At 64.1% G+C, this 15,205-nt stretch carries 14 protein-coding genes; 7 read left to right on the plus strand and 7 right to left on the minus strand.

Annotated elements, in window-relative coordinates:
* The 3 genes from HWN72_RS25485 to HWN72_RS25495 all read right to left on the minus strand — a co-directional run.
* On the minus strand, positions 1-655 hold a 655-nt coding region (locus tag HWN72_RS25485; RefSeq protein ID WP_211151693.1), incomplete at its 3' end, for an aldo/keto reductase.
* A 285-nt stretch (positions 656-940) separates the two neighbouring features.
* A complete protein-coding gene (locus HWN72_RS25490) occupies positions 941-3,082 on the minus strand; it encodes a TonB-dependent receptor (protein ID WP_155986362.1) in 2,142 nt (713 codons plus the stop codon).
* A gap of 319 nt (positions 3,083-3,401) precedes the next feature.
* A complete protein-coding gene (locus tag HWN72_RS25495; RefSeq protein ID WP_155986358.1) occupies positions 3,402-3,701 on the minus strand; it encodes a hypothetical protein in 300 nt (99 codons plus the stop codon).
* Positions 3,702-3,730: 29 nt separating this feature from the next.
* On the opposite strand from HWN72_RS25495, the gene HWN72_RS25500 reads away from it, so the two are divergent.
* Complete coding sequence (locus HWN72_RS25500; RefSeq protein ID WP_036527808.1) at positions 3,731-4,729, plus strand: dioxygenase; 999 nt, start codon at positions 3,731-3,733, stop codon at positions 4,727-4,729.
* A gap of 133 nt (positions 4,730-4,862) precedes the next feature.
* Here HWN72_RS25500 and HWN72_RS25505 read toward each other — a convergent pair whose 3' ends face one another.
* Positions 4,863-6,197 (minus strand): uracil-xanthine permease family protein, encoded by a 1,335-nt coding sequence (locus tag HWN72_RS25505; protein ID WP_162177406.1) that lies wholly within the window; start codon positions 6,195-6,197, stop codon positions 4,863-4,865.
* A gap of 17 nt (positions 6,198-6,214) precedes the next feature.
* Positions 6,215-8,596: a glycoside hydrolase family 3 C-terminal domain-containing protein gene (locus HWN72_RS25510; protein ID WP_051586994.1), complete on the minus strand. Its 2,382-nt coding sequence runs from the start codon at positions 8,594-8,596 to the stop codon at positions 6,215-6,217.
* 242 nt (positions 8,597-8,838) lie between these two features.
* Between HWN72_RS25510 and HWN72_RS25515 the strand changes: the two genes are divergently transcribed.
* From HWN72_RS25515 to HWN72_RS25540, 6 genes are all read left to right on the plus strand, one after another.
* Positions 8,839-9,540 carry a GntR family transcriptional regulator gene (locus HWN72_RS25515; RefSeq protein ID WP_081799118.1) on the plus strand — a complete coding sequence of 234 codons (702 nt, stop codon included), beginning with the start codon at positions 8,839-8,841 and terminating at the stop codon, positions 9,538-9,540.
* A gap of 63 nt (positions 9,541-9,603) precedes the next feature.
* Positions 9,604-10,002, plus strand: coding sequence for a RidA family protein (locus tag HWN72_RS25520; RefSeq protein WP_051586996.1), 399 nt, complete (start codon positions 9,604-9,606; stop codon positions 10,000-10,002).
* Positions 10,003-10,022: 20 nt separating this feature from the next.
* Complete coding sequence (locus HWN72_RS25525; protein ID WP_036527830.1) at positions 10,023-10,868, plus strand: alpha/beta fold hydrolase; 846 nt, start codon at positions 10,023-10,025, stop codon at positions 10,866-10,868.
* 36 nt (positions 10,869-10,904) lie between these two features.
* Positions 10,905-11,771: a fumarylacetoacetate hydrolase family protein gene (locus tag HWN72_RS25530; protein ID WP_036527813.1), complete on the plus strand. Its 867-nt coding sequence runs from the start codon at positions 10,905-10,907 to the stop codon at positions 11,769-11,771.
* A 17-nt stretch (positions 11,772-11,788) separates the two neighbouring features.
* Entirely contained in the window at positions 11,789-13,051 is a 1,263-nt protein-coding gene (locus HWN72_RS25535) for a sugar MFS transporter (protein ID WP_211151694.1), read from the plus strand.
* Positions 13,052-13,459 carry an EAL domain-containing protein gene (locus tag HWN72_RS25540; RefSeq protein ID WP_289357069.1) on the plus strand — a complete coding sequence of 136 codons (408 nt, stop codon included), beginning with the start codon at positions 13,052-13,054 and terminating at the stop codon, positions 13,457-13,459.
* 172 nt (positions 13,460-13,631) lie between these two features.
* Here the strand turns inward: HWN72_RS25540 and yaaA are convergent, their stop codons facing one another.
* Positions 13,632-14,384, minus strand: a complete 753-nt coding sequence (gene yaaA, locus HWN72_RS25545) for a peroxide stress protein YaaA (RefSeq protein ID WP_211151695.1) — start codon at positions 14,382-14,384, stop codon at positions 13,632-13,634.
* 81 nt (positions 14,385-14,465) lie between these two features.
* Positions 14,466-15,203, minus strand: a complete 738-nt coding sequence (locus HWN72_RS25550) for a FadR/GntR family transcriptional regulator (protein WP_211151696.1) — start codon at positions 15,201-15,203, stop codon at positions 14,466-14,468.
* Positions 15,204-15,205 lie beyond the last annotated feature (2 nt).

Here is a 15,205-nt window from a genome sequence, read left to right on the forward strand (position 1 = left end):
TAAGCAACCCTTGCGCGAGAGGAGAGAAAGCGATGCACCCCATCCCCGCATCACCAAGCACCTCTTGCAGTTCCGTTTCAATCGAACGGTTCAGCAAAGAATAATTCGGCTGATGTATGACCAGATGAACACCCATGGCAGAGAGGATACGCACGGCCTCCTTTGTTTGCTCGGCCGTGTAGCTCGATATTCCGACGTAAAGCGCCTTTCCCTGTCGATGCAAGTGAGCCAACGCCCCCATCGTTTCTTCCAGCGGCGTATCCGGGTCGAACCGATGGGAATAAAAGATATCGACATAGTCCAGGCCCATGCGCTTCAAACTCTGTTCGCATGAAGCAATGAGATACTTTCGTCCCCCGCCACCTTGGCCATATGGTCCCGGCCACATGTCCCAGCCTGCCTTGCTTGAAATGATCAATTCATCACGATGCGAGGCAAAATCAGACGCAAGCAGGCGACCGAAATTCTCTTCCGCAGACCCGTATGGTACGCCGTAATTGTTCGCGAGATCGAAATGGGTTACCCCTCGATCAAAGGCTCGCCGCAACATGGCACGGGAGGTCTCGAAGACATCGGTTCCCCCGAAATTCTGCCATAAGCCCAAGCTAATAATCGGAAGATCCAGCCCGGACCGCCCGCACCGGCGGTAGATCATGTGTCCATCGTAACGATCAGGATTGGCATTCCAAGGTGTCGTCAAGGACATAGCGTTATTTCTCAACGTTCGAGCAGTTATCTTTTGCCAATATATCTCGTATATCTTGATACATCGCGAAACCTATTAATGTATGAAAAGTACTTAATCATAAAACCCTTAACATAACGCAAATTTATTGGCATTAAAAACAACCTGCCCTCAATGAAGTGCATCCTCCAAAAAATATCTTCAGGGGCACACCCCTGAAGACTTAGAGGTGGGAATGAGAATGAACTTTCGACTTCAGAAGTCGAAGCTGGCGCGGATCCCATAAGTGCGCGGCGCGGCGTACTGATAGGCAATCTGCGTGCTGGCCGGGCCGGTGCCGGTCAGGATCAGCTTGTCCTCCAGATTGCGGACATAAGCTTCCACCGACCATGCCTTGTCGGCGGGCTTGTAGGTCAGCATCAGGTCGGACTTGGTGTAGCCGCTCTGCTTCTCCGAATCCCAGTTGTAGAAGCTGAAGTAGGACTTGGATTCGATGTGCGTCTGCGCCCGTGCGGTCAGCGTGCCGAAGCCCAGGTCGAAATCGTGGCTGTACCCGAAGTTCGCCGACCAGCGCGGCGCCTGTGGCGGCACGTTTCCGGCAAGCTGGAGATTGCCGTCGCCGTCCGCCACCGCGAAGTCGGTGTACTCGGCGTGGACATAGGCGACATAGGCATCGAAGTGATCGGCCGGGGTCGCCAGCCAGGTCACGTCCGCTTCCACGCCCTTGTAGCGCGACTTGCCCGCGTTGTAGACGTCGATCGAGGAGAAGCCGTCGTCGCGGATGATGAACTGCGAGACCTGCTGGTCCTTGTAATCGTACCAGAACGCATCGACGTTGACCTGCAACGTGCCGCCGAAGAAGCGGTTCTTGAGGCCGATCTCGTAGGACGTGATCTTTTCCGGACCATAGGCCGAATTGTCGGTGAAGCCGCCCGACTTGAAGCCGGTGTCGAACTTGAAGTACGCCATGTTCTGCGGCGTGAACTGGTAGTTCAGCCCGGCGTGGTAGGTGGTGACCTTGTCGCTCGAACGGCCGTACTGGTCGCCGCTCTCGTAATTGATCGCGCCCGTCTCGAGATAGGCATCGCCATCGGTCGAGGTGTACGAGCCGGAGCGATGCTTCTTGTCATGGGTGTAGCGGATACCCCCCTCGACTTCGAGCTGGTCGGTGAGCTTGTAGGCCGCCTGGCCGAACACCGCGCGCGAAGTGGTGACAGTGTCGGGATAATAGTAGCGCGCCAGCAGCACGTAATCGCCGATGACGGCATTCTTGCCTGGATAGTCGCGGAACTGCGCGTCGACCGAGTTCTTTTCGCGGAAGTAGAAGCCGCCGACCTGGAAGCGGAATGGCCCGTCCAGTTGCGAAGTCAGGCGCACTTCATGGTTCCAGGTCACGGGCTTCTCGTGCTGGAAGAAGGTCATGTTCTGGCGATTGCTGCCGTAGACCGGCTCGTCGAGCGCGTTGCGGGTGTAATCGAGGTTGCGGTAGCCGCCGAGGTAGGTGACGGTCGCGAAGTCGAGATCGTAATCCGCGTTCCAGCGCAGGAAGTAGGTGTCGCCCTTCACGTAGGCGCCATCGGTCTGCGACCAGCTCTTGCCGTCGCCGGGGATCGGCGGCTTCACCGTGATGTCCGGCTCGCCGTCGGCGCCGGTGACCGGGGTGATGCCCTGACGCACGGGGCCGACGCCGCCAAGGTGCGAATATTCGCCGATCAGGTCGATGGTGAGCCGGTCGGTCGGCTTGAACAGCACGCTCAGGCGCGCGGCCTTGCTGCGCTCGTCGTCGCCGTCGCGGCCGACCGGGTTGTTGCGGTAGCCGCTGTGGTCGCGGGTCTGGAACGCGGCGCGCACCTGCAGCGTGTCGGTGACCGGCAGGTTCACCATGCCCTGGGTGATGAACGTGTCGTAGTTGCCGATCTCGCCCGAGACGTTGGCCTCGAAGTGGTCGACCGGCTTGGCCGAGACGATGTTGATCGAGCCGCCGGTGGAGTTGCGGCCCAGCAGCGTGCCCTGCGGTCCGCGCAGCACCTCGATCCGCTCGACGTCGAACATCGTCGCGTTGAGGCCCAGCGCGCGCTGGAAGTAGATGCCGTCGATGCTCAGCGCCACGGCCGGATCGCCGATCTCGCTGGTATCGCGGCTGGAGACGCCGCGCACGGTCAGGATCGTCTGCGCGCCGTTGTTGGAGAAGTTGAAGCCCGGCGCCACGCCCGCCAGATCCTGCAGGTTGCCGACGCCGTTGGCCTTGATCGCCTCCGCATCGATGACCGAGATCGCGAGCGGGGTCTTCTGCAGCAGGGTGGGACGCTTCTCAGCGGTCACCACGATGTCGCCGAGGCCGGTTCCGGTGTCGGCGGATGCTTCGGCCGATTGCGCGGACGCCGCCTGCGAGCCCATCAGCGCGAGCGCGCATGTACTTGCCGCGAGCAGAAAATTCCTGGATCGATTCATTGTCGATTAGCCCTCGTGTTGGTGCCGGATCGGCAGCCGCTTTCCCTGACACGCGCTGGCAGCGCGTGATCTCGTGTTGGTCGGAAGATGTTGATGTGTCCGGGCTGGTCCCGGCTCGCTTTTTTCCCGGAAGCCGCAGGCGGCTCCATCGTCCTGACTGTGACCGTGCACGCAGGTTGCCAGCGCAGGCGGCCTGCCTGCCGGTCCTTAATGCCGTCGTCACACTGAATACAATCTACTAATAAAGATCGGTGTCAACCGAAAATCATGGAACTGCAGGAATTCCCGTTAACACCATGATTATATATGTTTTCTGCAATATTTCGTAAAGCGCGGTGCGCAGCATTGGATGCGAATCCGAGCCGATCTTCGCCCTGGAAATCGCGATATCCGACGCCGGATAGCCCGGGAATAGGTCATTTGACGCAACTGTCAGCACCGCTACCGGCGGACGATCCTGCAACAATTGTAGTTTGTATAAAATTCTTGCACTCGCGCGCGTTGTCTGGAAGGTTGTCCCCGCAACGGCCGATCGCTCCGGATGTGTGGCGACCGCCAGGCTCAACCGTTCACGAAATCCCGAGGAAAATTCATATGGCCAGAATCGTTGGTGGTATCAGCATGTCCCACGTGCCGGGGGCGCTCGGCTGGCCCGATGCCCCGCCCACCGACCAGCGCGCGCGGCTTACGGCCATTCACGAAACCCTGCGCGAGCGCCTGGAGGCGGCCAAACCCGATGTGATCGTTGCCTTCCTCGACGACCATTTCGAGAACCACTTCCGCAACCTGCTGCCCTCGCTCGGCGTCGGCATCGCGGATTCGCACGTCGGTCCGGCGGAATACATGATGGAAGCGCTGCGCTTCGACGAACAGCACGCGATCCCCTCGGACCCGGCGATGGGCGAGCATCTGCTGCGCGAGCTGGTGCACCGCGGCTTCGAGGCCGCGCGCATGGGCGCCATCGAATACGGCAACAACCTGATGATGCCGCTGCGCTTCATCCAGCCCACGTTCGACATGCCGGTGGTGCCGGTCTACATCAACGTCTTCTCGCCCCCGCTGATGCCGTACTGGCGCGCCTACGACCTTGGCCTTGCCGTGCGCGCCGCGATCGAGGCGATGCCGGACGACCGCCGCGTGTTCCTGCTCGCCACCGGCGGTCTCTCGCACTGGCCGCCGGTCTGGACCGAAGGCGCGCCCGAGGACGATGAATTCCTGCAGCGCATGAAGCGCTACCAGACCGAGGGCAAGGGCAGCCTGGTCGACGATCCCGGCCTCTATTCGGATCTCGCCAAGTACGAGATCGAGATGATGGGCAAGATGCAGTGGCCGCTCGGCTTCCAGCACCCCCTGCTCAACGAGCACTGGGACCGCGAGATGCTGGAGAAGTTCGAGGAAGGCGATATCGGCTACATGCGCGCGCTGACGTACGACGAAGTCGAGGAACGCGGCGGCCATGGCGGTCACGAAGCATTGAACTGGGTCGCGCTGATGGGCGCGATGAACGGCGCCAAGGCGGATTACATCGCCTACGAACCGGTGCCCGAATGGATCACCGGCATGAGCTACGCCGCTTACGACGAGCCTGCGTGAAGCAACGATGACGGGGCGAAGAGGGAGGAGACCTTCGCCCCGTCATCTCCCGCGAGACCGGTTGCGCGCCGGCCGGTAGCGGGATGGCGAATGCCCGTGCAGCCTTGGCGGCGCGCGGGCTTTTTCCTATTCGTCAGGCAGCGCCCTGCGCTTCGCGCTCGATCAGCGGTCGCACGATGTCGTTGACCAGCAGATTGAGCACGATCAGCAGCATCGAACCGATCACCATCGGCTGCGACAGCAGAGGCAGCAGGTAGGCGGGCAGCCGCGCCTTTACCGGGTCGGGCAGGAACAAGGCTCCCGAAGCGAGGATGAAGGCGGGCGCGGCGACCGCGATGTTGAGGTCGTCCCACTCGATCTCGCGCGCCATCTGGATACCGTTGACGGCGATAATGCCGAACAGGATCGTCGAGACCGCACCGATCACGGGCGCGGGAATGCTTGCGATGAGGAGCGCCAGTTGCGGCAGCATGCTCAGCGCGATCGCCAGCGCACCCGCCGTCATCGTCACGAACCGGCTGCCCACGCGCGAGACGCGGATGATGGCGATGTTCTCGGGATAGGAGGTCGTGCCCAGGCCGCCGAACAGCGCGCCCGCCGCGCAGCCCAGATACTCGACGAACAGCCCCTGGTTGGCGACTGCGCGCGTCAGCGGGCGCCCCGCCCAGCTGCACAGCACGGAATACATGCCCACCGTCTCTATCGAGGCGTGAAGGAACGCGAAGACCATCACGAAGACAGCTGCGGGCACCACTTTCAGCCCGAACGGCGCGAGGGCGGGCAGACCCAGCGGCGTGACCTCGCCCAGCGCCGGAAGCTGCCACTGCCCCATCAGCGCAGCCGCCGCCGATCCGGCAGCGACACCGATGACGAGACCGCCCTTCTTGACCAGCCCCTGACCGCCAAACACGAGGCAGGCGATCACTGTCAGCGCCGAAAACGACGCCAGCAGGAACGACACCAGTTGGGGCGCAGCGGGGTCCGGACCGAACCAGTTGGCCAGCCCGACGCTCGACAGCTGCACGCCGACGATGACCAGCAGCATGGCATAGACGATCGGGTTGGCGGCACTGCGCGTCAGCCTGCCGATAAGGTCCAGCCCCGGTATCGGCAGCGCCAGCAGCGCGAACAGGCACGCCGCCGCCAGCATCGATCCATACACCGCATCGAGCCCGTAAGCTTGTGCGACCGCGATCGTCGTCATCAGGAACACGCCGGTCGGCCCCTGCACCACCGGCAGCCGCAACATCCGCCCCGACTGGAGCAGCGTCACGACGCCGGTGGTGAAGAGGCAGGCCTGGACGATGTGGCTGGTCTGGATCAGCGACAGGCCCAAAATCGTGCCGATGATGGAGGGAAACACCCATACCCCGGTCAGCGCCAGCAGATGCTGTGCCGCAAAGAACAGAGTCGGCGCAAAGCCGATCCTGTCTTCGAAGCCGACTTCCAGCGCTGGCGCGCTGCTCACTGGGGCGCCTGCCATCGTCAGCTCACCGGCTCGGCGGCGGGGGCGGCCATGTCCGGCTCTGCGTTGATGCGCGCGACGATCTCCGCGATCTCCGCACGGTCCAGGTCCTGCCGGAAGAAGTAGTTCAGCGTCGTGCGAATACCGAAGAACGAGGTGCTGGTATAGGCCAGCATCGCTTTCGCCGCGTCGGGGGTGAGGTCCAGTTTCTCGGCCAGAAACGCCTCGAAATGGCGGCGCGCGACCGGGTTGGCGAGGACGTGTTTGGGCTCGCTGTCGATGCGCAGCGGGCGGTGATAGACATGCGGGAGCACCACTTCCGCCTCGCCGGTCACCCGAATATCGCGCGAGGATGCACCCGCCTCGACGCGGATGCGGCCCGCTTCGAGGCGCCACTTGTTCAGCTCCGGATCGAAGAAGCACAAGTCGCGCGCGGCGACGCGCAGGCGAACCTCGCGCGTTTCGCCCGGTGCCAGGGCGACCTTGGCGAAGGCCCTCAGTTCGCGGTCGGCGCGATGAACCTTGCTGTCGGGGAAGCCGAGATAGAGCTGGACGATCTCCTTGCCTGCGACCGCGCCGGTGTTGGTGACGCTGAGACGCACATGAAGGTCCTCTTCGGCATCCAGCACCGGCGTTTCGACGACGAGGTCTGAATAGGCGAACTGCGTGTAGCTGAGCCCGAAGCCGAACGGGAACAGCGGTTCCACCTTGCGGCGGTCGTAATGGCGGTAACCGACGAAGATGCCCTCGACATAGCGGTGCACCCCGCCCTCGCCCGGATAAGTGAGGAAGCCGGGAATGTCCTCCATGCGCTGCGGGAAGGTGACGGTCAGTTTCCCGCAGGGGTTGCGCAGGCCGAACAGAATCTCGGCCAGCGCGCCGCCCATGCCCTGCCCGGCGAAGAAAGTTTCTACCACGGCGTGTACATTACCCAGCCAGGGCATGACGACGGCATCAGGGTTGGTGAGCACGACGACCACGGGCACGCCGGTATCCGCCAGCGCCTGGATCAGCGCATCGTGTCCGGCGGCGAGCGCCAGATCCTTGCGGTCGGCGCCCTCGCCGTCCTCGGTCGAATCGGTGGTCACGAAGACGACGGCAACGTCCACCCCGGCAACGCCCGCGACCGCCTCGGCACGCAGGGCTTCCAGTTCGGCGCCGTCGTGATCGTAGCCGCGCAGGAAATCGACCTGCACGCCCTCACCAGCGATGCGCACGATTTCGTCGAAGGGAATGTCGACGCGGGTCGGCGCGGTGGTCGCCGAGCCAGAACCCTGGATGACGGGCCGCTTAGCCCCCTCGCCGATCACCGCGATCCGGCTCAGGCCTTCACACTGCAGCGGCAGCATGGCGTCTTCATTGCGCAGCAGGACGATCGATTCCGCCGCCATCGCGCGGGCGACTTCGTGGTGTGCATCGGGATCGAAGGGGGTCACCGGCCCGGCCTTTTCGGTCGCCATCTCGACCAGTCGCAACACGCGGGCGCAGGCACGGTCGATCGCCTCGGCGGGCAGGCTGCCGTCCTCGATCGCGGCGAGCAGCGCGCGGTGCCGGCTGGCGTTCTCGGGCATGTCGAGGTCATTGCCCGCCAGCAGCGAGGCGGGACGGTCCTTGATCCCGTGCCAGTCGGAAACGACGACGCCTTCGAAGCCCCATTCGTCACGCAGCAGGTCGGTCAGCAACCAGAGATCAGCAGACGTCTGCACGCCGTTGAGGCGATTGTACGAACTCATGACCGTCCACGGCTGCGCGCGGCGCACGACGCGCTCGAAGCCCAGCAGGTAGATTTCGCGGAGCGCGCGCGGATCGACCACCGAATCCATCGTGGTGCGCTCAACTTCGGAATTGTTGCAGGCGAAGTGCTTGAGCGAGGCGCCCACGCCGTTGTCCTGCAGGCCCGAAACGACGCCGGTGGCGAAATCGCCGCTGACGACGGGGTCTTCCGAATAGTATTCGTAGCTGCGCCCGCCCAGCGGCGTGCGGCGGGTATTGATGCCGGGGCCGAGCAGGATGTTGACGTCGAACGCGCGGCATTCGGCCGCCAGCGTCGCGCCCAGCGCGCGGGCCATGTCGACATCCCAGCTGCACGCGATCGCCGAACCGTTGGGGAAGCAGGTCGCCGGTCGGGTCGTACCGAAAGCGGCTTCCATGTCGCGCGCGCGGGTGTTCACCACGGCAAGGAACTGTTCGAGATCCTGCCCGCCTTCCTGCGCATCGTCGATCTGCTCGGTGGAATAGCGCACGCCATAGGCGCCGTCGGTCATCAGCAAGGCCGGAACGCCGCGTTCGGACAGCGCACGTGTACGCCACATGCCATGGCCCGTCAGCAGCGCCGCCTTGTCGGCCGGGGTCATCGCGGCGATCGTGTCCATCACCGTTTTCGTCACCGTCATCGTGGTCATCGCTGGTCCTGTTTTTGCGTGATCTGGCGGCAATTCCGAAAGGTGGATCGGATCGCTCTTGATTTTGAATACAATCTACCGTAATGATTCTTGTCAAGGGCAAACCACCTAAGTGGCTGCCTCGGCACTCAGGTTGCGAGTGTCTTCGCCCTGAAATCAAGGATTTTCGAGAATATACATTGTCGGTTGACGCTGAACCTCCGCCACGTCATATATGAATACAATCTACACCGGAGAGTTCAGTGGCTACTACATTTGAGGTGGGCGAGAACCTGTCCCTGCCCGAACGCCTCTATCGATCGCTGCGGCATGCGATCCTCGACGGCACTTTTGCGCCGGGTGAGGAACTGCGCCAGGAAGTGCTGGCCAGTCAGTACAGCGTAAGCCGCGTGCCCTTGCGTGAGGCGCTCAGCCGCCTTCAGGCCGAGGGTATGATCGTCCTGCGTCCGCGCCGCGGTTTCGCGGTCAATTCGCTCGACCTGATGGAGATCATCGAGGTCTTCGAATTGCGCATGGTGGTGGAACAGCACGCGATGGAAGTCGCATCGCGGGCCCGCAGCGAAGCGGACGTGCGCGAAGTGGGCGCGTTGTTGGACCAGATGGAAGGACTGGACCCGGCGGAGGAAGGTCATCAGGCGACCTGGCTCGATCTCAACCGCCAGTTCCACAATCGCCTGATCGCCAGCGCCGGACGCGAGCGCATGGCCGCGACGGTCATCAACTTGCGTGATGCCACCGAGCCTTACGTGCGCGTGGAAGTCAACGTCACCGGCCATGTCGATGACGCCGCCGACGAACACCGCGCGCTGTTCGACGCCTTCAAGGCACGGGATTCCATCCGCGCCGGCGAACTGGCCCGCGAACATTGTCTGGGGACGATGAAACGTCTCGTCGAAGGCATGCGGCTGCGTCAGTCCGACGCGAAGCGGCCGGGAAGAAGATAGCAGCGATCCGCAAAGATCGCCTTCGATAACACGCATCAAGAAAGGTTCTGTTTCGTGCTCGATATGACGATCTACAATCCCAAGTCTCTTGGCACGCCGATGGGCCAGTACTCGCAGGTGACGCGGGTGAAGGCGGGCGAATTCCTGTTCATTGCCGGCCAGCTGTCCGGCAATGCCAACGACGAGATCGTCGGCGAAGGCGATTTCGAAGCGCAGGCGACGCAGGTCTTCGCCAATATCCACGCCGCCCTGACCGACGCCGGTGCGGGCTGGGAGAATGTGGTGCAGTTCACCACCTACCTCGTCCACTCGCAGGACATTCCCAATTTCATGGACTTTCGCCTGAAGAACTTCCCGCAGTTCTTCACCAACGGCATCTATCCCCCCAACACGCTGCTGATGATCGATCGCCTGGTCAAAGAGCCGTTTTTGATCGAGGTCCAGACGGTCGCAGCCCTGTGAGCGGGGGAGTGAGCGGCGCGATGAGCACGAAAACGCGCTTCGAAACCACCGGCTTCACGTTCGAGGACATCCACGTTTCCTACCGGGTCGGCGGGGCGGGCTATCCACTCCTGCTGATCCACGGCTCCGGGCCGGGTGCCTCGACCATCGGCAACTGGCGTTCGGTGCTCGAACCGCTGGCACAGCGCTATCACGTCCATGCGATGGACCTGATCGGCTTCGGCGGGTCAGACCGCAAGCCGCAGGGGCCCTATTTCGACTTCCCGCTCTGGCTGCGCCAGTGCCGGGCCATGATCGAGAAGATGCCGGGCGAGAAGATCGGCATCATCGGGCACTCCATCTCGGGCGCGCTGGCGCTCAAGCTGGCGGCCAGCGAGCCGCGCGTCGGGCAGGTGCTGACCACCGGTACGATGGGGGCGCCCTACCCCCTGAACGACGCGACGGTGACGTGCTGGACGTTCCCGGAGGACCGCGAGGCGCTGATCGCGGCGGCGCGCACACTGATCGCCGATGACACGCTCATCGACGAGACGTACCTGCGCAACCGCGAGGCCGTGCTGCGTATGCCGGGCTACGGCGCCTATTTCGGCGAGATGTTCTCCGGCGACAAGCAGCGCTTCATCAATGCCACGGTGCTCACACAGGCGGAAATCGACGCGATCCGTTGCCCGCTTACGATGCTGCACGGGCGGCAGGACCAGGGCTTCCCGATCGAGCCGCTCACCATGGCCTTGTCAGCAAAGCTACCGCACGCCGACGTCCACCTGCTTGCCGGGTGTTCGCACAGCGTCGCGATGGAGCGGCCCGAAGCCCTGCTCAACGCGGCCAACCACCTCTTTCCCCATGAGATTTCCCAGGCGGCCTGACCCGCTGCCTTCCGACATCGCCACAAGGATACAGACATGAAATTCATCACCTTCGCCGTCGGCGGAACGACACGTCTCGGCGTTCTTCAGGGTGACGCGGTGGTCCCCGTCATCGGCGACATCCAGGCCATCATCGCCGGCGGCCCCGCCGCGCTCGCCGAAATCGAAGCGCAAGTCGCAGCCGGCTCCGCCGCTGCCGTGCCTCTCGCCGATGTGGACGTGCTCGCCCCGATCGAGCGGCCACTGCGCAACATCTTCTGCGTCGGCAAGAACTACTACGACCACGCGATCGAGTTCCATTCGAGCGGCTTCGACGCCAGCGCAGGCAAGGATGCGCAGCCCGAATTCCCGATCATCTTCACCAAGGCGTCCACCACCGTCGCCGCGCCGGGCAGCGTCATTCCCGGCCACCTCGATCCGACCGCCTCGGTCGACTACGAGGGCGAACTCGCGGTGGTGATCGGCAAGGGCGGACGCGGCATCGCCAAGGCCAAGGCGATGGAGCACGTGTTCGGCTATACCATCGTCAACGACGTCACGTCGCGCACGCTGCAGAACCGCCATCGCCAGTGGTTCATTGGCAAGAACCTCGACGGCTTCTGCCCGATGGGCCCGACGCTGGTGACCGCCGACGAAGTGCCCGATGTGGGCGCGTTGCAGCTGGTCACCGCGGTTAACGGTGAAGTGCGCCAGAACGCCAGCGTCTCGCAGCTGATCTTCGATATCCCCACCATCATCGAGACGATCTCGGCCACGATGACGCTGGAGCCGGGCGACATCATCGCCACCGGCACGTGCGCAGGGGTGGGCATCGGCTTCGATCCGCCGCGCTTCCTTCAGGCAGGCGATGCGGTAGCCGTTACGATCGAGCCGATCGGCGTGCTCGAAAACTCGGTAGGCTGACGCAGGAAGGGGTAGCGATGCAGGTTTCCAACTCAGGTCCGTTCGCCGCCCCGGCCGCGACGACCCCACTTTCGACCCCGGTTTCGACGGGCGTGCTCGCAGGTGCGATCACGACGGTCTACTTCACCGGCGGCGTGGCGACGGTTCTCGTCGACACGCTGGTTCCCAAGTTCAAGTCGCTGTTCGACCTGAGCTACACGCAGGCGATGCTGACGCAGTTCAGCTTCTTCCTCGCCTATCTCGTCGTGTCCGGCCCGGCCGGAATGATCACCGCGCGGATCGGCTTCGTGAAGGCCGCCGCGCTGGGCATCGCGACGATGGCGGCGGGGTGCCTGCTGTTCGCCCCAGCCGCGCTGATCGGATCGTACTGGGCGTTCCTCGTCGCGCTGTTCGTGCTGTCGGGCGGCACCAACATCTTCCAGCTCTGCGCCAATCCGATCATCGCCTCGCTGGGCAAGCCGGAGCGGGCGCACAGCCGCCTGACGCTGGGCCTAGCGTTCAACTCGCTCGGCACAGCGGTTGCACCGCTGATCGGGGCGGCGACGATCCTTGCGGTCTCTGCCATTCCCGCCGGAAAGATCGACCACCATGACGCCGCCGCCGTCCACGCCGCGCAAGTCGCCGAGGCGCAGATCGTGCAGCGCCCGTTCCTTGCCATCGCGGCGCTGCTGGTGCTGGTGGCGGCGATCTGCTGGGCGCTGCGCGGCAAGATCCGCCTGCCCCTCGACCGGACGGAGAAGACAAAACGCACCAGCCAGCCCCTCATCGCCTGGCTGCAGGGTAATCCCAAGCTGGCGCTCGGCGTCGCGGCGATGTTCCTGTACGTCGGTGCCGAAGTCTCGATCGGCAGCATCCTCATCAACTATCTCGGCCTGCCCAAGACCCTGGGGATGGCCGAGGCATCGGCGGCCGGGTTCGTCGCGCTCTACTGGCTGGGGGCACTGGCCGGCCGGTTCGTAGGCTCCTTCGTGCTGCGGGTCGTCTCGGGCGGGCGGCTGCTGGCGATCCATGCGGGCGTGGCGATGGTGCTCATCGCCTGTTCGCTGACGCTCACTGGGTCGATCTCGGCAGGCGCGCTGGTCGCGGTGGGCCTGTGCAACTCGATCATGTTCCCCACCATCTTCACCCTGTCGATCGAAGGGCTGGGCGAGGAAACCCCGCGCGGTTCGGCGCTGGTTTGCATGGCCATCGTCGGCGGCGCCGTTGTGCCGCTGCTGAGCGGGCTGGTCGCCGATGCGGCAGGCCTGGAACTGGCGCCGATCGTGCCGATGGCCTGCTAAGTGACCGAATCGCTGTCGATCGAGCGGAACACGCGGGCGCTGCTGACGCTCAACCTGCTACGGACTTTGGGCTTCCGCATCGCGCTCGACGATTTCGGCACCGGCTACTCGTCGCTGTCGATGGTCAAGAGCTTCAAGTTCGACCGCATGAAGCTGGACCGCAGCCTCGTCATGGACCTAGGGCAGGACCCGGCCTCGGTGGCGGTGCTGGAAGCGGCGGTCACCATGGCCCGCCACGTCGGCGCCGAAGTGGTCGCCGAAGGGATCAGCGAGGCGCACCTTATCGGCGCGACGAAGTCGGCCGGGTGCACCCACCTTCAGGGCTACTACTACAGCAAGCCGATCGAGGCGGGCGAAGTCCTCGGCTACTTCGCGAATGCGGGGAACGATCTCGCGCAGGTAGCGTGAGAGTCTGTTTGGAAATTCGCTACAGGCGAATTTCGCGGCACCGGCCCGCTCCCCCACCCGACCACCCTCAGGATACTACCGTTGGGTGGTCGGGTGGGGGAGTGGGCCGGTGCCGTAAGGAAATGCCCGGATGGGCATTTTCCATGAACTGCCGAAGGCAGCGGCGCCCCCGTCAGGCGCGCGTGAAGCGCCAGCGGTCGGCCTCGCTCTCCTCGGCATCGAAGCGGTAGCCGTCGGTGTCGAAGCCGCGCATCGCATCGACGTCGGTGATGTGGTGCTCGCACATCCAGCGCGCCATCATCCCGCGCGCGCGCTTGGCGTTGAAGCTGATGAAGCGGGGACCGTTGGGGCCGGGCTCGCGGAACTCGACCTCGATCACCCGGATGCCGGAAAGGCGCCCGGAGACGGAGGCGAAGTATTCCTGGCTGGCGAGGTTGAGCACGACGCCCGATCCTTCCTCCGCCACCTGTTCGCGCAGCAGCGCGGCGATGCGGTCGCCCCACCAGTCGGTCAGGCTCTTGTGGCGCGGCGCCCAGCGAGTGCCCATTTCCAGACGGTAAGGCTTGATCGTGTCGAGCGGGCGCAGCAGCCCGTAGAGGCCCGAGAGCATGCGCAAGTGATCCTGCGCGAAAGTCACGCCCGGTTCGTCCAGCGTATGCGCCTCGAACCCGGTGTAGACGTCACCGGCGAAGGCGAACAGCGCCTGCCGCTCGGGCAGTTCGGGGAAGTCGCGAAAACGGTCGGCGTTCAGCTTCGCCAGACGCGGCGAGATATGCATCAGCTCGGAAAGGCGCTTCTGCGTGAGGTTCGCGGCCGAGCGCGCAAGGCTGGTCGCCTCCTCCACGAAGTGCGGGGTCGAAACGGCGAGCGGCGGGAGCACACGCTCGAAATCGAGCGTCTTGGCGGGGGACAGAAGGGCAATCATCGCGGCTTGCGGTAGCGAGCACCGGCAGGCGCGTCAAATGCCCTTCGATGCCCGCTTCGGCACCAGGCCGCCGCCGGCCGGCTACGCGCGGATGCGGCGGCGTTTTTCGCCGATCTCCTGCCTGGCCTTCTCGATCAACTGGAGTTCGGTGACGGCCAGCAGGTCCTCCGAAACGCGCATCAGATGGGCGCGCATGGCGGAGCGCGCCTGCTCGGGATCGCGCTGGACGAGCGCGTCGTAGACCCGGCGGTGCTCGTCGGGGCGCGGGTTGATGCCGACCTGCCGCGCCTGCTCGAACATGTGGCGACACAGCGGCGACTGTTCGCGCAGGTCCCACAGGTGTTCGACGGTCTGGGCCACCAGCGAGCTTTGCGTGCCTTCGGCGATCGCCATGTGGAACTGCCGGTCAAGCACAAGCTCTTCCGCCGTCGCGGGATCGAGTGCCTCCATCCGTTCGAGGATTTCGCCGACACGCGCCACTTCCTCGTCGGACATGACGGTCGCGGCGAGCGCGGCGGCCTCACCCTCGAACATGATGCGCGCCTCGATCAGTTCGAACGCGCCGACGTTGAGTTCGGCCGGAGTGCGGTCGGCAGGGATTTCCTCGGCCACGTAGACGCCCGAGCCATGGCGCACTTCCACCAGTTGCCGAATCTCGAGCGCGATCATCGCTTCGCGGATCGTGGGACGGCTGACCTGGAATTGCTCGGCAAAATCACGCTCCGCAGGCAGCCGGCTGCCGGCCGCATATTGCCCGCTTCCGATGCGCTGTTCGATCTCTTGCGCCACGCGCTGATACAGTTTCAAGCGTTCCGCCATCC

It is taken from the genome of Novosphingobium sp. HR1a (genome assembly GCF_015594425.1).
GTDB lineage: Bacteria > Pseudomonadota > Alphaproteobacteria > Sphingomonadales > Sphingomonadaceae > Novosphingobium > Novosphingobium resinovorum_A.

Bases quoted from the DNA above. Each gene is read 5' to 3' on its own strand.
- HWN72_RS25490 (WP_155986362.1), bottom strand. From the start codon at position 3,082: ATGGGCTCGCAGGCGGCGTCCGCGCAATCGGCCGAAGCATCCGCCGAC.
- HWN72_RS25500 (WP_036527808.1), top strand. From the start codon at position 3,731: ATGGCCAGAATCGTTGGTGGTATCAGCATGTCCCACGTGCCGGGGGCG.
- HWN72_RS25510 (WP_051586994.1), bottom strand. From the start codon at position 8,596: ATGACCACGATGACGGTGACGAAAACGGTGATGGACACGATCGCCGCG.
- HWN72_RS25520 (WP_051586996.1), top strand. From the start codon at position 9,604: ATGACGATCTACAATCCCAAGTCTCTTGGCACGCCGATGGGCCAGTAC.
- HWN72_RS25525 (WP_036527830.1), top strand. From the start codon at position 10,023: ATGAGCACGAAAACGCGCTTCGAAACCACCGGCTTCACGTTCGAGGAC.
- HWN72_RS25530 (WP_036527813.1), top strand. From the start codon at position 10,905: ATGAAATTCATCACCTTCGCCGTCGGCGGAACGACACGTCTCGGCGTT.
- HWN72_RS25535 (WP_211151694.1), top strand. From the start codon at position 11,789: ATGCAGGTTTCCAACTCAGGTCCGTTCGCCGCCCCGGCCGCGACGACC.
- yaaA (WP_211151695.1), bottom strand. From the start codon at position 14,384: ATGATTGCCCTTCTGTCCCCCGCCAAGACGCTCGATTTCGAGCGTGTG.
- HWN72_RS25550 (WP_211151696.1), bottom strand. From the start codon at position 15,203: ATGGCGGAACGCTTGAAACTGTATCAGCGCGTGGCGCAAGAGATCGAA.